This window comes from Maribacter aquimaris (assembly GCF_014596745.1).
Lineage (GTDB): Bacteria > Bacteroidota > Bacteroidia > Flavobacteriales > Flavobacteriaceae > Maribacter_A > Maribacter_A aquimaris.
The window spans coordinates 65,470-83,386 of the sequence record NZ_JABTCF010000008.1; the positions used below are offsets into that span (position 1 = coordinate 65,470).

At 40.0% G+C, this 17,917-nt stretch carries 19 protein-coding genes; 9 read left to right on the forward strand and 10 right to left on the reverse strand.

Going from position 1 to position 17,917, the window contains the following annotated elements; translation table 11 throughout:
- Positions 1-210: 210 nt before the first annotated feature.
- From HPE56_RS12965 to HPE56_RS13000, 8 genes are all read left to right on the forward strand, one after another.
- The gene (locus tag HPE56_RS12965) at positions 211-1,017 is read left to right on the forward strand and encodes a DUF6503 family protein (protein ID WP_188244185.1); all 807 of its coding nucleotides are present in this window, start codon (positions 211-213) and stop codon (positions 1,015-1,017) included.
- A gap of 61 nt (positions 1,018-1,078) precedes the next feature.
- Positions 1,079-1,321: a MoaD/ThiS family protein gene (locus HPE56_RS12970; protein ID WP_188244186.1), complete on the forward strand. Its 243-nt coding sequence runs from the start codon at positions 1,079-1,081 to the stop codon at positions 1,319-1,321.
- Positions 1,321-1,740 (forward strand): molybdenum cofactor biosynthesis protein MoaE, encoded by a 420-nt coding sequence (locus HPE56_RS12975; RefSeq protein WP_188244187.1) that lies wholly within the window; start codon positions 1,321-1,323, stop codon positions 1,738-1,740. The genes HPE56_RS12970 and HPE56_RS12975 overlap by 1 nt, the downstream gene beginning before the upstream one ends.
- 3 nt (positions 1,741-1,743) lie before the next feature.
- Entirely contained in the window at positions 1,744-2,727 is a 984-nt protein-coding gene (gene moaA, locus HPE56_RS12980) for a GTP 3',8-cyclase MoaA (RefSeq protein WP_188244188.1), read from the forward strand.
- Positions 2,728-3,201, forward strand: a complete 474-nt coding sequence (gene moaC / locus HPE56_RS12985; RefSeq protein ID WP_188244189.1) for a cyclic pyranopterin monophosphate synthase MoaC — start codon at positions 2,728-2,730, stop codon at positions 3,199-3,201.
- On the forward strand, positions 3,185-3,778 hold the full coding sequence (locus HPE56_RS12990) for an NTP transferase domain-containing protein (RefSeq protein ID WP_188244190.1): 594 nt from the start codon (positions 3,185-3,187) through the stop codon (positions 3,776-3,778). The genes moaC and HPE56_RS12990 overlap by 17 nt, the downstream gene beginning before the upstream one ends.
- Positions 3,779-3,780: 2 nt before the next feature.
- On the forward strand, positions 3,781-4,854 hold the full coding sequence (locus HPE56_RS12995) for a HesA/MoeB/ThiF family protein (protein ID WP_188244191.1): 1,074 nt from the start codon (positions 3,781-3,783) through the stop codon (positions 4,852-4,854).
- The gene (locus HPE56_RS13000) at positions 4,838-5,611 is read left to right on the forward strand and encodes a sulfite exporter TauE/SafE family protein (RefSeq protein WP_188244192.1); all 774 of its coding nucleotides are present in this window, start codon (positions 4,838-4,840) and stop codon (positions 5,609-5,611) included. The genes HPE56_RS12995 and HPE56_RS13000 overlap by 17 nt, the downstream gene beginning before the upstream one ends.
- Before the next feature lie 19 nt (positions 5,612-5,630).
- Here the strand turns inward: HPE56_RS13000 and trpB are convergent, their stop codons facing one another.
- On the reverse strand, positions 5,631-6,833 hold the full coding sequence (gene trpB / locus HPE56_RS13005) for a tryptophan synthase subunit beta (protein ID WP_188244193.1): 1,203 nt from the start codon (positions 6,831-6,833) through the stop codon (positions 5,631-5,633).
- Positions 6,834-7,021: 188 nt separating this feature from the next.
- On the opposite strand from trpB, the gene HPE56_RS13010 reads away from it, so the two are divergent.
- Positions 7,022-8,209 (forward strand): molybdopterin molybdotransferase MoeA, encoded by a 1,188-nt coding sequence (locus tag HPE56_RS13010; protein ID WP_188244194.1) that lies wholly within the window; start codon positions 7,022-7,024, stop codon positions 8,207-8,209.
- A 143-nt stretch (positions 8,210-8,352) separates the two neighbouring features.
- Here the strand turns inward: HPE56_RS13010 and HPE56_RS13015 are convergent, their stop codons facing one another.
- The 9 genes from HPE56_RS13015 to HPE56_RS13055 form a co-directional block, all read right to left on the reverse strand.
- Positions 8,353-9,315: a glycosyl hydrolase gene (locus HPE56_RS13015; protein WP_223170303.1), complete on the reverse strand. Its 963-nt coding sequence runs from the start codon at positions 9,313-9,315 to the stop codon at positions 8,353-8,355.
- A gap of 6 nt (positions 9,316-9,321) precedes the next feature.
- Positions 9,322-10,437 (reverse strand): alpha/beta hydrolase-fold protein, encoded by a 1,116-nt coding sequence (locus tag HPE56_RS13020; protein WP_188244195.1) that lies wholly within the window; start codon positions 10,435-10,437, stop codon positions 9,322-9,324.
- Between the two features lie 194 nt (positions 10,438-10,631).
- The gene (locus tag HPE56_RS13025) at positions 10,632-10,919 is read right to left on the reverse strand and encodes a GNAT family N-acetyltransferase (RefSeq protein ID WP_188244196.1); all 288 of its coding nucleotides are present in this window, start codon (positions 10,917-10,919) and stop codon (positions 10,632-10,634) included.
- Between the two features lie 243 nt (positions 10,920-11,162).
- Positions 11,163-11,660: a hypothetical protein gene (locus tag HPE56_RS13030; protein WP_188244197.1), complete on the reverse strand. Its 498-nt coding sequence runs from the start codon at positions 11,658-11,660 to the stop codon at positions 11,163-11,165.
- Positions 11,661-11,766: 106 nt separating this feature from the next.
- A complete protein-coding gene (locus HPE56_RS13035; protein WP_188244198.1) occupies positions 11,767-12,138 on the reverse strand; it encodes a hypothetical protein in 372 nt (123 codons plus the stop codon).
- A gap of 56 nt (positions 12,139-12,194) precedes the next feature.
- Entirely contained in the window at positions 12,195-13,667 is a 1,473-nt protein-coding gene (locus tag HPE56_RS13040) for a potassium/proton antiporter (protein WP_188244199.1), read from the reverse strand.
- Positions 13,668-14,022: 355 nt separating this feature from the next.
- Positions 14,023-14,943 (reverse strand): YeiH family protein, encoded by a 921-nt coding sequence (locus HPE56_RS13045; protein WP_188244200.1) that lies wholly within the window; start codon positions 14,941-14,943, stop codon positions 14,023-14,025.
- A gap of 75 nt (positions 14,944-15,018) precedes the next feature.
- Complete coding sequence (locus HPE56_RS13050; RefSeq protein ID WP_188244201.1) at positions 15,019-15,903, reverse strand: LysR family transcriptional regulator; 885 nt, start codon at positions 15,901-15,903, stop codon at positions 15,019-15,021.
- A 179-nt stretch (positions 15,904-16,082) separates the two neighbouring features.
- Positions 16,083-17,900: a long-chain-acyl-CoA synthetase gene (locus HPE56_RS13055; protein WP_188244202.1), complete on the reverse strand. Its 1,818-nt coding sequence runs from the start codon at positions 17,898-17,900 to the stop codon at positions 16,083-16,085.
- Positions 17,901-17,917 lie beyond the last annotated feature (17 nt).

Sequence of the window (17,917 nt, forward strand, 5' to 3'; positions counted from 1 at the left end):
GTTTAAACTTTTTCAATTGGTTAAAAAATTGAGCTGAGGTATTCGGTTTTTGTTATTTTTTTCCTGCCTTAGCATTGCTGTGGTACTAGAGATAGACCACGATCCGGCATAAAATTGCGAATTGTCACTTCAACCCTAAAAGTTTATATTGGTTCCCTATGTAAATTATAGGAAAAGCAAGCGACCAATTGCGAAATCTAAAAACAAAACATGAAATATCAGGTAACCCTTATTCTTTTAGTCCTATTTTTTTCTTGCAAGGAAAAGCCCAAGGAAGTACAGTCCGATGTTACGAAAATTCCTGAAAAACATGTTTCTACAGAAGAAAATGAATATCCCGAAGCTCTGGACAAAGTGTTCGATGCCCATGGGGGACTTCAAAATTGGAGAGGTAAAAGAACATTGGAGTTTGAAATACCAAAACCCGATGCTAGGGAATGGCACACCGTCGATTTGTATTCAAGAAAAGATAAAATTGCTTTACCCGATGCAACTTTGGGCTACGACGGGGAAAATGTATGGTTGTTGGATGAAGCCAAAACCTATAAGGGCAATGCGGCCTTGTACCACAATTTGATGTTTTATTTTTACACGATGCCTTATGTCTTTGCCGATAAAAACATCAATTATAAAAAAGCGGAAGATTTGGTGTTCGAGGGGAAATCATACCCGGGTGTGCATATGAGCTATAATGATGGGGTTGGGGCCTCTTCAAAAGATGAATATTACCTTCATTATGACCCGGAGACCTATCAAATGGCCTGGTTGGGGTATACGTTTACCTATGGCTCGGATGAACCATCTGACGATGTTCGCTGGATTCGATACGAAGATTGGATGCGCGTTTCAGACATGGTACTCCCGAAATCGATTACGTGGTATGCCTATGAGGGCAGGATGATAAAAGCGCCCAAACGCACCGTATCATTTGAAAATGTGACCGTCAGTGAAAAAGCCAAACCCGATGGGTTTTATAAGAAACCTGAAAAAGCGGGGATAGTAAAGGGTAAAGGTTAAAATGACCTAATCTAAGATGCAAGCCGCTTTTTTTATTTAAATTTAAGATCATCTTTGCAATATGGAAGTATTATTGTTTGGGATAGCCAAAGACATTGTCGGGAAATCTGAAATCCGGTTTTCGGAAGCAGATACCTTGCCCGGTTCGGTGGGCGACCTAAAACGCCGTTTGATTGCGTCGTATCCAGAATTCGGTAAGCTTTCTTCGCTGGCGGTGGCCGTGAATAGTGAGTATGCCACGGATGCGGTGTTTTTGACAAAGAATGATGAGATAGCAATAATTCCACCTGTAAGCGGAGGCTAATGGAGAAACCAATAATTGAGATCGTTGAAACCATTGACACCGCTAGGGTGTATGATGAACTATCTGATGCTAAAAGTGGGGGTATTTGTGTGTTCGTAGGTACTGTGCGGGATTTCACAAATAATGAATCGGTTATATCCCTGGAGTTTGAAGCTTATAAGTCCATGGCATTAAAGGAAATGGAAAAGATCGTTGATCAGGCGGCCGAAAAATGGTCTATGAACAAGGTGGTCATTCGCCACGCCGTTGGTCTTAAGAAAGTACAAGAACCCGTTGTGGTCATTGGCGTTTCAACAGCACATAGGGATGCATGTTTTGCAGCATGTAGGTATATGATCGATACACTAAAGGAAACGGTGCCCATTTGGAAAAAGGAAATGTTCGAGGATAAATCAGTTTGGGTTTCTGCCCACCCATAATATATGTTGATAGATAACCATAACAGGAAAATTAATTATTTGCGTTTGGCGGTCACAGATCGTTGTAATCTACGCTGCAATTACTGTATGCCGGAAAGTGGGATAGATTTTTCGAAGAAGGATACCCTTTTTACCCTTGAGGAGCTATCGCGATTGAGCAGTATATTAGTATCCCAAGGAATCGATAAAATAAGGATTACCGGTGGGGAACCCTTTGTGCGAAAAGACTTGATGGTCTTGCTTCGGAACCTTGCGAACATGAAAGGTCTCAATGATATTTCCATTACTACGAATGCCACATTGATAGGCCCTTTTATTGCCGAGCTTAAAGCTCTAGGGATTAAAAATATCAATGTCAGTATGGATGCCATAAATCGGGAAACCTTTAAAAAAATCACTAGGAGGGATGAGTATGACATAGTCTATGAGAATATCATACGACTGATCAATGAAGGCTTTAATGTGCGTATTAATTTCATCGCATTGACGGGTCAGAATACGCAAGATATCATTCCAATGCTGGCACTTACCGAACAATATGATGTTTGTGTTCGATATTTGGAAGAAATGCCTTTTAATGGGGGTTCCCGACATTTTGAAGGCAACGCTTGGGATTATAAACGGATTTTGGCGCATATCAAGGAAGCCTATCCTGATTATAAGGAAATTCAGTCGGAAGCAACATCGACCTCAATGAATTATAAGATTCCGGGGTTTAAAGGCTCTTTCGGGGTCATACCCTCGTTTAGCCGAACGTTTTGCGGTAGTTGCAATAGATTAAGGATTACGGCAACCGGTGATGTGATTACCTGCCTGTATGCCCAGCCCTGTATGAATATCAGGGATATATTACGAGGGTCATCATCCGAGGAAAAAGTAAAGCAACAAATAATGAAGGCTATTGGCAGCAGGGCCAAAACTGGCTTTGACGCCCAAAAACAGCAAAAAGGGACCTACATGAATTCGATGACCACAATTGGAGGATAAATGAACAAGAAACTTTCACATATAGATGAAGCAGGTAATGCTTCCATGGTCGATGTATCCGAGAAAAAAGTTTCATCCCGAATGGCCATGGCCTCAGGTAAGGTGTGTTTTCCGAGTACGGTGTTTGAAACCTTGAAGGCACAAGATTTTTTGGGCAAAAAGGGCAGTATTTTACAGACAGCCATTATCGCAGGTATCCAGGGGGTTAAGAAAACATCGGAACTCATACCCTTGTGCCATCAACTCAATCTATCCAAAGTACATATCGATATAAAACCAGGGGAAAACACTTTGAATATAACCTGTAAGGTGAAATGCACAGAGCGTACTGGGGTAGAAATGGAGGCCTTGACAGGGGTTTCGGTAAGTGCCCTGACCATTTATGATATGTGTAAGGCCTTGTCCCAGGACATTACCATTTCAAATATTCAATTAGAACATAAATCTGGAGGAAAGCATGACTTCAATCGCTAAAATATATGGATTGGTCCTCTCAGGGGGTAAGAGCGTACGTATGGGTAAGGATAAGGGAATGATTGCCTATCACGGTGTTCCCCAACGCGAATACTTATACCGATTGTTAGAGGAAGTGTGCGATAATACCTTTATGAGCATTCGAAAAGAACAAACCAAGGAAATAGGTGCCACATTTCAAACTATTGTGGATGAGGATGTTTTCAAAGGGCCGTTTAACGGGATATTGTCCGCACACAAAGCATATCCGGAAGTGGCTTGGTTGGTATTGGCTTGTGATTTACCCTTGATCGATGAAAAAGCATTGCGCAACTTAATAGCTTCCCGTAAAAGCAATGCCTATGCGACTTGCTATGCCCTGAAGGAGAATCCATTGCCAGAGCCTTTATGTGCCATATGGGAACCTTACGGGTTAAAAATGGCGACAAGTTATATGGAGGCTGGTAGTAATGGATCTTGTCCTCGCAAATTCCTGATCAATAATGATACACATTTGGTTTATCCGGAAAACGAAAATGTACTGATGAATGCCAATTCAGAATTGGAATATCAGGAAGCCTTGGCTAAATTGGCATAAGTATGAATGGTGAACGATATTCCAGACAAACACAACTGAAGGATTTTGGTCCAGAAGCCCAAGCCAAATTGGCAAGTGCCAAAGTATTGGTCGTGGGGGCTGGTGGTCTGGGTGTTCCCGTACTTACCTATTTGAACGCCATGGGCGTAGGTACTTTGGGCATTGTTGAGGAAGATGAGGTTTCACTCTCCAATTTACATCGGCAGGTGTTATATTCAGCGGATGAGGTAGGGCACGCCAAATTGGACGTTGCCATCAAAAAATTAAAGGCGCAAAATCCGGATACCCAATTAATTCCTTATTGTGAATTCCTGACTTTGGACAATGCCCTTTCGATTATCGAGGGGTATGATCTGGTAATTGATGCCACGGATAATTTCCCGACGCGCTATCTGATCAATGATGCCTGTGTGATACTGAAAATACCATTTGTATATGGGGCCTTACATAGTTTTGAGGGACAGGTAAGTGTATTCAATTATAAAAACGGACCTACATATCGATGTCTTTTTCCAAAAATGCCTTCTGCCCACGAAGTCCCTAGTTGTAATGCACATGGTGTACTTGGGGTAATTCCTGGCATCGTGGGCAACCTTCAGGCCTTAGAGGCCGTTAAGGTGCTTACGGGAATAGGGGAGGTGCTGTCCGGAAAACTACTATTGTTCAATGGACTTGATCAAACGTTTCAGAAGATAAAGTTCAGTGCAATTCCATCCAATTTGACATTAACAGGACTTCAAGAAAATTATGGTTTTGAATGTAGTGCCAATTCCGATACGATAGAATCGAAAGATTTTGAAAAGCTATTGTCCAACGATGCGATTCAAATCATAGATGTACGTACGGTTGGGGAATTTAGGGAATTCCATCTCAAAAATTCTATTAATCTACCATTGGAAGGTATCGAGGATTGGAAACATACACTTGAATATGATCAACCGGTTTATGTTTTGTGTCATAGTGGTTCACGAAGTCTTGAGGCCCAAGCGATACTTGTAGCCTATAAAAATGAATCCGATATCATTAATGTGAACGGTGGGATTGAGCAATTGAAAAAGTATGCTGTTAAGTATTGAGGGATTGGTCCTTTTATGTCTCGGTTTTTTTGTGGTTTCTACCTTGTATTCCTCTGTTGGTTTTGGTGGAGGTTCCAGCTATTTGGCTTTGTTGACCCTGGTATTAGTCAATTTTTTTGCCATTCGTTCCATCGCACTGGTCTGTAATTTGGTGGTGGTTTCCGGAAGTACGTTCCTATATTTAAAGCATGGTCATACACGTTTTAAGGACTTTCTTCCATTCGTAATAACCAGTATTCCCATGGCATTTTTAGGGGCATCCTTTCGCTTGAAGGAGGAGGTGTTCTTTATTATCCTTGGGATTGCTTTGATTATTTCTTCGGTATCATTGCTTTGGCAGACCTCAGGGATAAAATGGAACGAGCCTACGAAGACGTATCCCAGCTCGCTGAGTTATGTAATCGGAGCAGTCATAGGGTTGTTGTCCGGATTAGTGGGTATTGGCGGGGGAATTTTTTTAGCCCCTATCCTAAATCATATCAACTGGAACAAATCCGTGAAGATTGCTGCTTTGGCCAGTTTCTTTATCTTGGTGAATTCCATATCCGGTTTGGTGGGACTACTGATCGCAGGTACGATTGAACTCCCATGGGTAGAAACTTTGGCATTGGGGGTCACGGTACTGATTGGCGGACAATTGGGAGTAAGGCTAAGCCTTAAAAAATTGTCCGCCAATAGTATCAAAAGAATAACCGCGATCTTGGTGTTGATCGTTGGTTTGCGGGTATTACTCGTAAATGGGTTACAGTTGCTCTAGTTGATGTATGTCGCCAGGATTATTCGGGCATCTCATAATTTTCAACTATAAAATCAAGATCCTTATCACCCCTGCCGCTTAAATTCACTAAAATGGATTTTTGAGGATCCTTCTGGGCCAATTTAAAGGCATATGCAACGGCATGGGCACTTTCCAATGCCGGTATTATACCCTCTAGACGACTAAGTTCAAAGAAAGCATCAATGGCTTCCGTATCGGAAATGACGTCGTAGTTTACCTTCTTTAAATCCTTGAGCATGCTATGTTCAGGGCCAACACCAGGATAGTCCAATCCACTGGCTACGGAATAAACAGGGCTAGGTTCTCCGTTTTCATCCTGTAGGGTATAGCATTTAAATCCGTGGATAACACCAGGTCTCCCTAAGGTCATTGTAGCGGCATGTTCCCCATGTTCCAACGAACGTCCACCGGGTTCTACACCGTAAAGGCTGCATTCGCTATCCTCCAAAAAGGCAGAAAAGATACCCATGGCATTACTTCCACCACCGACACAGGCCACGACATTGTCTGGTAATTCCCCGGTCATATCGAAAAATTGTGCTTTGGCCTCGATACCAACGACACGCTGAAAATCGCGTACCATCATAGGGAAAGGGTGTGGTCCCACAACGGAACCAATGCAATATATGGTATTGATCGGGTCTTTCATATAGGCTTCAAAAGCCGAATCAACAGCTTCTTTCAAGGTTTTCAATCCGTGGGTAACAGGTACTACCTTGGCTCCAAGGATATGCATACGTACGACATTTGGACGTTCTTTCTCCATATCAACCTCGCCCATATGAATTTCACATTCCAATCCAAAATACGCGGCAGCCGTCGCCAATGCCACGCCATGCTGGCCGGCACCGGTTTCCGCAATCAATTTCTTTTTGCCCAAATGTTTTGCCAAAAGAGCTTCTCCCATACAATGGTTCAATTTATGGGCTCCGGTGTGGTTAAGGTCTTCCCTTTTTAAATAGATTCTTCCGCCATATTTTTCAGAAAGGCGATTGCAATAATATACCGGGGTAGGACGGCCTTGGTAATGCTTGCGTATGCTTCGGAGTTCCGAGATAAAACTATGGGATTTACTGATGGCATAGTAGGCATCAGTGATTTTCTTCATCTCCTCTTCCAACATGGGGGGTATAAATGCACCCCCATATTCATTGAAAAATCCTTCTTTATTCGGATACGTCTTAAAATAATTTTCAGTCATAATTTACTATCTTGAAAGTAATCAATCATTTTTTACATTGGTTAGTTAAAAATACATAAAATGACAGTGAAATCGATAGTAAATACCCTACCTTTTTTGATGGGGTACACTTGTAGATACCGTTTTTTCAATTGATGGAACTCTAATTACTATCTTTGGTTTTTACCACTTGTTTAAATTTTTAAAGCATGATACACTTTAATGATGCTTACGGCAAAGTATTGGAACATACTTTGGGTCTAGGTACGGAAACGATTCCATTGGACAGGAGTTTGGGAAGGATTCTTGCCGAGACCATTTATGCGGATAGGGATTTTCCTCCTTTTGATCGTGCTACCAAGGATGGTATCGCCATTAATTCCAAAGCTCTCGAAGAAGGAATAAGTTCTTTTAAGATTGAAGCCCTTGCCAGTGCAGGAATGCCACAGCAAAAATTGAAGAACATCCATAATTGTATAGAAGTAATGACGGGTGCCGTGGTGCCCGAAAACACGGATACTGTAATAATGTATGAGCATTTGGATATCGAAAATGGCCATGTTACCTTGTTGAAGGAAGCTAAAAAAGGACAAGATGTACATCCTAAAGGCAGTGATGTTATATCAGGTACAGTTTTATTACGGGCAAATACGTGTATCGGACCTGCTGAAATTGGTGTTTTGGCCACTGTTGGCAAATCTGTATTTAGGGTTAAAAAACTACCAAAGGTCTGTGTGGTTTCCACAGGGAATGAGCTGGTTGAGGTTATGGAAAAACCTTTGTCCCATCAAATACGTAAATCGAATGTACTTTCTTTATGTGCAGCTTTACAGAAGGAAGGAATAGTAGCGACCTCAATGCATCTTAAAGATGATAAGTCTGCTATAAAAAAAGAACTTAGCCATATTTTAGAAACGTACGATGCGGTTTTGTTGAGTGGGGGAGTGTCTATGGGAAAGTTCGATTTTATTCCCGAGGTTATGGAAGATCTTGAAGTTGAAAAAGTGTTTCATAGAGTTGCCCAAAAACCAGGAAAACCTTTTTGGTTTGGGGTGCAGCCTGTTCTTAATACCGTTGTTTTTTCATTTCCAGGCAATCCGGTTTCCACGTTTGCAAATTATCATGTGTATTTTTTACCTTGGTTGTATCGCACTTTAGAAATTGAAATCAGCAAAAAAGAAGTTTTATTGGGTACATCCATATCCGTGCAATCACCATTGACCCGATTCGTTCAGGTGAAAACCGAAAATAAAGGAGGGTGCGTATGGGCTAGCCAGGTGCGTGAAAATGGATCGGGCGACTTGACCAGTTTGTCCCATTCTGATGGATTTATATGTTTACCTCCTCGAGATAAAGCTTATGGGATAGGAGAGGCAGTACAATTTATAAAGACCTAGTGTATTTTGACTACTCCCAATGAACCATTGCAATTTTATATTTTTCCCAATAATAGGTTTTTGATTTATAAATATAACCCATCATATTCTGGATTGAAGCCGTATTCGATATTTCTTGTTTGGTTTTATCGACCTACCCATTCCTATTTCCAACCAGGCATTTCATCACGTGTAATTACACGTGGTTGATTGTAAATATTTTGTATTTCTTCAACGGAATTTGTTTCCTTTACCAACTCGGCCCAAGGCATAAAAAATACCCACTTTGGCTGGGAGATAAGAATATCTGGACTTGGTAGCTTTGAACATTCCGCAATTGCAATCGGTTTATCCTCAACTATGGTAAGAATGTATTCGTACCATGAAGAATCGTATCCATTATCATAAATATCAAAACCAAAAATATCCCAATATTCATCACCGGGATTATACGCCTCAAAATCCCAACTCATGTCTTGCATATCCCAAACCCAAACTAGGTTTGATAGCTTCTTTACATCGGTGAAATAATGATGAATTAAACGGTAGAGTTGGGCAGTGCCATTAGGGCCCGGTCTGCCACCCCACCAGAATAAACCTTGGTTCATCTCATGCAATGGTCTAAACAAGACTTCAACCCCGTTATCTTCGAGAAATTGAAGATAAACGGCTATCTCATCCATCCTACTTTTCCATTGTTCGTTGAGCGGTGTACCGTTGGTTAGAAGCTCATGCCATTGCTTGTCTGTCAACTGGGCATTGAGTATCCCCGGGTCCCACCCACAAGGTTCTCCCTGGTCAGGAGGGCAAGCATGCCACATTATATTGATTACGGCACCATTGTCCCATTGCTTTTTTGCTTCATGGATCATCTTCCAACGATTATCTATATTTTCTTGTTGAAAAAGGAAATCGCCACTCCACAGAGCGGGATATTTTCCTGTAGTCTCTTTAATATAATCCGTCCACATGGCAGGTTTCGCATTAGGCTCTTTATTATGCTGACCGGCAAGGATAGTTTTTCCAGATATAGAATGTAGGTAGCTCAATACCTGCGAGGATTGGGCAAAGGACTCTGAAGAGATCATCATCAAAACCAGGATAAATCTTAGTGTATGTTCTTTCATCTTTATTTATTTAAATAGTAAAGGAGCTAGATTCCTTAAATTTTGACGCCAAACCATCCAGGTATGCCCTCCCGGTGCTTCGCTGTATTTATATTTAATTCCGGCAGCATCAAATAATTTAAGGGTTTCCATTCCATTTTCATAAGCAAGGTCTTCAGGTCCTCCTTGGGTGAAATATAGCAACTTTACAGTTGTATTGAAATCAGCTGCAATTTGCTTTAGATGGGCAGCTCTTTTTACTTTATCGTCAATAACCCCTCTTTCCCTCGCCCAAGTATCACTGATCCACCAACCCGAACTCAATATGTTGATGTAATCAAAATCATCATAATTTGTCATTACGATTTCCAACGTTTGTAAGCCACCTAAGGAAAGACCCATTATTGCTCTATGGGCGCTATCGGTATAAACGTTATAATTAGATTCTATAAAAGGAATAACCCCAGTCATCATATCATCTTTAAAAAGAGGAACTCGATCTAATATTTTTTCGGTTTTAAAATTTCCATTGGGCATTACAACGATCATGGGTTCAATTTCACCTTCAGCCAGGAGGTTGTCTAAGATATTACCTGCAGCGCCAATTTTAGACCAAGAAATATCGGTATCACCACCACCGTGGACTAAATAAAATACAGGTAGTTGTTCTTTTGATTTTTCATTACCAGCAGGCGTCCAAACATGTAACCTCCGGGTTTGCTTTAAGGCATTTGAATAATAAAAACGTTGCGCAATTGCACCGTGTGGGATGTTGTCTTTCATGTCAAAAAAATCATCCCCTGAGGAAATCACCAATAGGGCTGGATTATTTTTGGCAGCCGGAGCCTGTGGGTCATAAACGTTTACGCTATCAACAATGAAACGGTACCTGTAAAGTCCTGGCGTTACATTTTTCCATGTGCCTTCCCAAATGCCGAGAGTATTCTTTTTAAATTCAATGTTCTCCCATCTGTCATCTGAACTGAGTTTAACGCTCTTGGCTTGTGGAGCGAAAATTCTAAATATAGCCTTGTTCCCAGGAAGTACTTCGGTTGTCGTGAGCGAATCATTTGGGGTGTATTGACCCTGTAAGATGGTTTGAGCGCCAATTAAGCAAAATAAACTTACAATCAGTAGTCTCATATGCTATTTTTTTTGGTGTTATTATGGATATAAAGGGGGTATCCGAATATACCAATTTTAATACTTGAAAACTAATAAGTAATCTGTAAATTAAAGCCACATTTTAATATCTCTGTATGGTGAGAATGTATGTTTGGAAGAAAGGTCCTCAAGTGTAGAAAGAACTAGAAAATATTTTAAAGTAGGTGTTGTTTCTAGTCATACATGAGTTCCTTTAATTCCTCATTCTTATCAAAGATTTTTTGTGCATATGAACAGAGAGGTAAAATTTTCAAATCATTTTTTTGCGCGAATTCTACCGATTTCATGACAAGTAGTTTGCCAAAGCCCTTACCTCCAAATTTCTCGTCTACCATGGTGTGGTCGATAATGAATTTTGTTTTTCCAGCCCACGTATATGTCATTTCACCAGCAAAGACATCATTTTCATAAACAACGAAACGCCCTTTTTTTTCATGGTCTTCCTGTTCAATTTTCGTCATAACCTATTTATTTGACAATTATAGTTTCCTTTTTGGCCCCTTAACGCTTAGGACCTTTTAATTCAGGTTTTATCCGGATTTCACGGCCAATGCGATAATGTGGTTTTACAGGGAACCTGTTCAATATGCGAATTTAAGGTTTCTGCTTTAAGATCAATTGATATGGGGGCTTAATGATAGCGAGTGGCTCGTTATGGGTGGGTATAAAAAGCCCAATGGTCGCGACCATTGGGCTTTTGTTTGTTAGTGAATGAGTTTAATCCGGTTGTTAATGGTTTTTGACCAATTCTCCATGGATAGGAGCTCCCCATTAGGTTGAAAACTAACGTCGGCATTGAAAAATTCCCATTTGACCTCGGGTTTGTCTTTAACGGAGGGGCTAAAACCCAATTCAAGCTTATCGGTTACCTTTTTGTGCCCATCTTTACTTTTTAAGGTTCTGTCCGTATTGATAACCTTACAGTTCTTGATTTTAGTAAGATCGACATATTGCTCAATCATTTCATCTTTGAACTGCCGGCAAAAGAATACGGCATTGTGCTCTTTGTCCATTCCAATGGCGAAGGTGCCGAATATCTCGTGTTGGTTTATTTGGCAATTGTACTGGTTCGCAATGTTTGAAAGTGATTGTAAAAAATGTTTTTCTCTTTTTCTTCTGCTCCTGCCTATTAGAATAAAAGGTAGGATACAGATGATTAATATAATAGCGCCAACTATGACACTTCCTAAATCTATGTTCATTTTTAAGTATTTTGAATTATTTACAGTAGTGATTTGGCCATGTGAAAACAAGGCCTAGCGTTAAAAGGTCATATCCTTGGATAAGGTATGACGACTTAAAAATGAATTACCAGAAATAATGAAAGGGAAAAATGATATCAGTAGCCCCTAGCTGTATTGGGCAACTTCTAATAAAGTTGTCGTATTGTTTGAATACGGCTTTAAACAGATGTTCGGTGGCCTTCGTTGTTGCCCATAATTTACCAAATGGACTTTCAAAATTTGGGGCAGGAATATTGTTTAGACTATCTACCGTACTTTCAAAGAAAGATAAATGGTTAAAGTAGCTGTTCGAGACAACGGGATGATTTTGTACTAGGTTTGTAGAATCATCACTGATGTGATCTAGATCAACGGAGATATGCATAACAGCACTTACTGCTAAGCAGTATATGGCCATTACGATGGTTGCTCCAAATATCCGGACCTTAGTTTTCATTGGGCAAAGGTAAAACAATTCTTTTTTGAAAGTATAAGAAGAACAACAAAACAATATTATTGATGCAATGGAATCTTAAGTACATTGTAGACATCATTAATGATCTCTGGTCTTTCTGCAAGAACGATCAGGGTGTCTTGGGATTCAATCTTTGTTGATCCATTCGGGGTTATATAACTATCATCCCTTTTGATCATTGCGATTATGGCATTTTTAGGAAAGCCCAACTCCACTATTTTTTTATCTACAGCGAAAGAATCGGGAGTGATAAGTATTTCCTTCATTTCTGTTTTTGGGATTTCCGCAAGCAATAAATCGGTTGGTGAAGGTTTCTTGGCCTCTCCGGGTAGGGCCACTCCAAGCCATTTAGCAACAATGGAAAGGGTGGTGCCTTGAATCAAAACAGATGTAACGGAGATAAAAAATACGATATTGAAGATCAAATTGGCTTTGTCAATTCCCGCTAGAAGGGGGTAGGTGGCAAAAACGATAGGCGCCGCTCCCCGCAAACCAACCCAGGAAATGTAAAAACGTCTTCGAAGTTTCATCTTAAAGAATAACAGACTAATGAACACCCCCACAGGTCTGGCAACAAAAATGAGGAATAGGGAAATAAGCAACCCAATACCGATAATGGGGACAATTTGTGTTGGGTAAACGAGTAAGCCCAAAGTAAGGAACAAAACAATTTGCATAAGCCAAGCTAAACCATCGTACATTTTTAAAATGGTTTTTTTGTGGATCAACTCTTGATTTCCGAGATAAACCGCACATATATAAATGGCAAGGAAACCATTTCCGCCCATAAAATCTGTGGCAGAAAAAGTAATGAACATAAGGGCAATGACCAGTACAGGATACAGTCCTTCAAAATCGAGTTTAATTCGATTTATGATCACCTTGCTGACCCTGCCAAATGCCAAACCGGAAATACCGCCTATGATCATTTGTTTTAAGAATAAAGGAATGATGGATACAATGCCAAGGTCTTGGTTGATCACCAAGGATAGAAAAGCAAGGGTCAATACATAGGCCATGGGGTCGTTACTTCCGCTTTCCAATTCCAGAGTAGGTCTTAGGTTGGTTCTAAGGGCAAGGTTTTTGGAACGTAGGATAGAGAAAACCGCTGCCGCATCAGTCGAAGAAACAATAGATCCCAATAATAAACTCTCATAAATCGTTAATCCGGTGAACGACCATACAAAGACACCCAACGAAACGGCGGTAAGCAATACCCCTAGAGTCGAAAGGGCAATACCTTCCCAAAGAATAGGCTTTATGGCCTTCCAGCTGGTGTCAAGTCCACCTGAAAACAAAATGAAATTTAGGGATACCACACCAATGAATTGGGTGATTTTAGGGTTGTTAAAATGTATTCCGCCAATACCATCGGAACCGGCTAACATACCAATGGTCAAAAAGAGCAATAAAGTAGGGACCCCGAACTTATAAGAGGTCTTACCTGCAAGAATACTGATAAGCAGTAATAAAGAGCCTACCAATAATATGTTTTCAATGGTTAAATTCATTCTTTCTTTTTTCCTCTATATGTTGTGTTGCAAAGTTAAGGTATTGTAGGCTTACCTCTTTTATGGGACAGGTCTTAATTGAATGATTTTCAAACATTATACAATGTTTTTAGGTCCCTTTGGAAACCGGATTGTGAAGGTGGGAAGGGAAAAGCGTGTATGGTCTTGGAAATTAAAATATTAAGATTTCCAAGTCTGGATTCTTATGGGGTGAATGATGTAACATGTACTGAAAATTAGATTTTGTCGTAAGAATGTTTTGTTTTTATTTCATTCAAGTTCCAAGTTCCAAGTTCCAAAGATCAAAAACCACGGTAGATTTTAATAGTTATAGGAATTCGTGTTCGCAATATGGTTAGTGTATTATGTATAGCAATGAGAAGACAGAAATGAATACCCATAGAATCAAAGCGAGAACAATGGGTTTTACGCCCGTTGCTTTTAAGTCGGTTATAGAAATGGTAGAGCCTACAAGGAATAGGGTTAATACCAACAATCGTTTAGAACCCGACACGAGTACACTTGTTATCGAAGTAGGCAATACGTGGTAGCTGTTTATGATAATGGCTATGATGAACAACATGATAAAATAAGGGATTTTAATTTTCTCTCCTTTGGTCTTGAAAAGGAACATGGAGAAAATAGAAACAGGAATTATCCATAATGTTCTCGAGAGCTTTACGGTTGTGGCTATTTTCAATGCTTCTTCCCCATAACCCATCGCAGCACCAACTACCGAGCTGGTATCATGTATGGCAATAGCACACCACAAACCAAATTGTTCTTGGGACAGGTGAAGCAAATGGCCGATACTAGGGAAGATGAGTAAGGCAATGGAATTCAATAAAAAAACGATGCCCAAAGCAATACTTATTGTTTTGCCGTTTGCTTTGATTACCGGTGAAATCGCTGCAATGGCACTTCCTCCACAAATAGATGTCCCTGAGGTGATCAAATGTCCCAATTTAAGATCCATTTTCATTGTTTTTGAAAGAAGGAGTCCTAAACTTATCGTTAGGATTATGGAGAAGAAGGTTAAACTGAACCCTGCTTTTCCCGTTTCCAAGGTTTCCTTAATGAACATTCCAAAACCCAAACCTATTACCGATACTTTCAAGAGGTAATTGATGGCCTTATGGCTATACAATTTGAACGGATTCTTAAAGCATATGGAGAATGCAAATCCAAAAACCAAGGCGGTCGGACTATTGATGACCCCAAATAAGGCGGCAAATACAATCAGGGAATAAGTGAGTATTGCAGGCATTTTTTTCATATCGCAAGAATTAATCGATACAAAAGTATGTCTACTTAATAACTATTAAGCAATTTAATATGCTATATGGGATAACTAAAAGTTATAGGTGTTCAGGATATAATTTTCGAAAAAACGCATTAAATCGGATTGAAAACCTGTTCGGGAGACAAAATAGAACCATCTTTCTATCGTTAAATCCTTGACATCGATAATTTTAAGTTTGTTGTTCATTAACTCATCCGTAATGGCGTTGATAGAAATAAAAGCATAATTATCAGAATGGAAAAGGTAATTCTTAATGGCTTCCGTACTGTTCAGGGTTACAACGGTATTCAATTTTTTTATATTATTCCTACTCAAGTATTCAAATACGATTTCCCTTGTACCTGAACCCATTTCGCGCATGACCATTGGAATGTCCTGTAATGTTTCCAGGTTCATACTACCCTTTTTGAACGCATTGTTGGTGGCATGTGTAACGAGTACGATTTCATCCTTTATGAATTGGGTAAAATGCAATTTACGGTTGGTGTTCTTTCCTTCCGTTATTCCAAAATTCAATTCCTGGTTTAAAATGAGGGTGGCAATATCGTCTGAATTTCCACTGGTAATATTAAAATTTGTTTTAGGGAACTGGATCCTGAATTTGGCGATTACTTTGGGGATGATGTAATTGGCAAGGGTTGTACTAACGCCGAAATCAATGATGTCTGGGAATTGTTCTTTCTGGTGTAGGAAGCGTTGCTCCATTTCATCATGGATCTCCAAAATCTTATTGGTGTAAACTAAAAATGCTTTGCCTTCATTAGTTAAGGCTATTGAGTTCCTTTTCCGTAGAAACAAGGTTGTTTTATACTCATCCTCCAAATTTCTAATTGACTTTGATACGGCGGGTTGGGATATGAATAACTGCTCGGCAGCTTTGGTAAAGCTCAAATGGGTGGCAACAATCTTGAATATACGTAACTTGGTTTTCATTGGTTTTTTGGATAAAAACTTGGTGTTTGGCTAAAAGTAAGCCTAAGTCATGGGTTTTACATTGGGTCATCATGAATTTTGGCAATTTGGCAGAACTTTCAGACGAATGTGGCTGAAACTATCTTAAATGATGGAGGTTGTTTGCCTTGGGTAACTGAAGAAGATCCATTAAGGCCATATTAAAAAATGTATGTCCCTACATTGATCTCCGCTAAAAGGTTTTTGTTCATCGGGATATAAGCATCACTTTTTGGTAATAGCACATAAATGGGGTCAATACAATTGAAACCTTCTTTTTTTAAATCGAATTTTTTCATTTTATGGGTGTGGGTAAAATCAATATCATCCTTAATTCGAATGAAGATCGGTACGGCATAGCTTGGGAGTTCTTTTTGTAAATGTTCGGTAAGGGATGTTAGATTGAAATTTTTAGTTTCATGTTTTACAATGGTAACCATGCCGGCCCTGCCATCATTGTTGGGAATCTGTACGCCATAGACCGCGCACATTTCAACACCATTGACTTGCCCAACAATGCCTTCAACTTCAGCCGTTGCCACATTTTCGCCCTTCCATCGAAAAGTGTCACCGATCCTATCCACGAAACGCGCATGTCGAAAACCGATATCCTGAAGAAGATCCCCACTGTTGAACCACATATCACCGGTTCTTAATACGTTGCGAAGAATTTTGTCTTCATTACGTTTTTTGTTCACATAACCATCGAAAGCCGATTTTTCACTTATTTCGGAAATCAACAATCCGGTTTCCCCTTTGCGGACAGGAATGCAAAATCCATTTTGATCCTTCATGGTGGTATCGTTCTCGACATCGTATTTTATGATTTTGAACTTTTGTGGACACCATCCGATAGTGCAATCGAAATTCAAGGTGTTGGTGAAACTGGTATTGCCATCGGCAGCACCATAAAACTCATAGATGTTCTTAATATGAAAACGTTCCTTGAATTGGTGCCAAATATCGGGTCTTAGTCCATTACCCATTATTTTTTTGATCCTGTGTTTTGTCTCTAGGTCCGAAGGAGGGGCATTCAGTAAATAGCGGCACAACTCCCCAATGTAAATAAAAGCGGAGACATTATATTTGGAAACATCTTCCCAAAAATGGGAAACAGAGAACTTTCTTCTCATTACCATGGTACAGGAAGCAGCAAGTGCTGTAGGCCAACCTACAATAAGCGAGTTGGTATGGTAAAAGGGTAGGGGAACATACATGACATCATCGGAGTTGAGGTTCATGTTCACTTTTCCGAACCAATAGTATGTTGCCATCCATTTTCTGTTCGTTTGTCTTGATGCTTTGGGTAATCCCGTGGTTCCCGAGGTAAAAACATTGGCGTAAACTTGACTGGCCTTTATGTTTGATGTTGTCTTAGGGTTGGTCGTATCAACTTTCAGTAATTCCTTTTTCAGTTCAATGTAGTCTTTGGGGCAACCCGAAATGTTTTGGTCACTGACCCAATAATAACTTGGGTTGGTCAAGGTTGTAATGGTGTTTTTGACGTCTTCGAAAAAAGGAACCAGTTCTTCACCGATAATTAGGTGTTTGGATTTTGTCAGCGCTATGGCGTGTATTAGTATTTGTTCCCTTTGATTGGGATTGATAAGTGATATAATAGCGCCAATTTTTGCACATGCGGCTATTAAAAAGAGCAGTTCGGGCCTGTTTTCCAAGAAGACGATTACCGTTTCGCCATTTTGGACCCCTTTCTTAAGCAGGTAGTTCGCATATAGGTTTATGGTTTTATTGAATTCGGTATAGGTATAACTTTGTTCCTCGAACCTTAGGGCAACTGTATTACCATGTTTGGTGGCATTGGCTTCTATGATTTTACCAATGGAGGCATAACTGTTGGGATTTATACCCTTCGCTTTTCTGACATTCTTTATAATTTCGGGGAGTTGGGGGGTAAGTTTTAATAACTTCCCCATCAGTCCGGTTAGGGTTGGGTTATGGTTTTGGTAGTTTGTGGCCATTGGTTTTTAGCTTCGCT

Bases quoted from the DNA above. Each gene is read 5' to 3' on its own strand.
- HPE56_RS12965 (WP_188244185.1), top strand. From the start codon at position 211: ATGAAATATCAGGTAACCCTTATTCTTTTAGTCCTATTTTTTTCTTGC.
- HPE56_RS12970 (WP_188244186.1), top strand. From the start codon at position 1,079: ATGGAAGTATTATTGTTTGGGATAGCCAAAGACATTGTCGGGAAATCT.
- HPE56_RS12975 (WP_188244187.1), top strand. From the start codon at position 1,321: ATGGAGAAACCAATAATTGAGATCGTTGAAACCATTGACACCGCTAGG.
- moaA (WP_188244188.1), top strand. From the start codon at position 1,744: ATGTTGATAGATAACCATAACAGGAAAATTAATTATTTGCGTTTGGCG.
- moaC (WP_188244189.1), top strand. From the start codon at position 2,728: ATGAACAAGAAACTTTCACATATAGATGAAGCAGGTAATGCTTCCATG.
- HPE56_RS12990 (WP_188244190.1), top strand. From the start codon at position 3,185: ATGACTTCAATCGCTAAAATATATGGATTGGTCCTCTCAGGGGGTAAG.
- HPE56_RS12995 (WP_188244191.1), top strand. From the start codon at position 3,781: ATGAATGGTGAACGATATTCCAGACAAACACAACTGAAGGATTTTGGT.
- HPE56_RS13000 (WP_188244192.1), top strand. From the start codon at position 4,838: ATGCTGTTAAGTATTGAGGGATTGGTCCTTTTATGTCTCGGTTTTTTT.
- trpB (WP_188244193.1), bottom strand. From the start codon at position 6,833: ATGACTGAAAATTATTTTAAGACGTATCCGAATAAAGAAGGATTTTTC.
- HPE56_RS13010 (WP_188244194.1), top strand. From the start codon at position 7,022: ATGATACACTTTAATGATGCTTACGGCAAAGTATTGGAACATACTTTG.
- HPE56_RS13015 (WP_223170303.1), bottom strand. From the start codon at position 9,315: ATGAAAGAACATACACTAAGATTTATCCTGGTTTTGATGATGATCTCT.
- HPE56_RS13020 (WP_188244195.1), bottom strand. From the start codon at position 10,437: ATGAGACTACTGATTGTAAGTTTATTTTGCTTAATTGGCGCTCAAACC.
- HPE56_RS13025 (WP_188244196.1), bottom strand. From the start codon at position 10,919: ATGACGAAAATTGAACAGGAAGACCATGAAAAAAAAGGGCGTTTCGTT.
- HPE56_RS13030 (WP_188244197.1), bottom strand. From the start codon at position 11,660: ATGAACATAGATTTAGGAAGTGTCATAGTTGGCGCTATTATATTAATC.
- HPE56_RS13035 (WP_188244198.1), bottom strand. From the start codon at position 12,138: ATGAAAACTAAGGTCCGGATATTTGGAGCAACCATCGTAATGGCCATA.
- HPE56_RS13040 (WP_188244199.1), bottom strand. From the start codon at position 13,667: ATGAATTTAACCATTGAAAACATATTATTGGTAGGCTCTTTATTACTG.
- HPE56_RS13045 (WP_188244200.1), bottom strand. From the start codon at position 14,943: ATGAAAAAAATGCCTGCAATACTCACTTATTCCCTGATTGTATTTGCC.
- HPE56_RS13050 (WP_188244201.1), bottom strand. From the start codon at position 15,903: ATGAAAACCAAGTTACGTATATTCAAGATTGTTGCCACCCATTTGAGC.
- HPE56_RS13055 (WP_188244202.1), bottom strand. From the start codon at position 17,900: ATGGCCACAAACTACCAAAACCATAACCCAACCCTAACCGGACTGATG.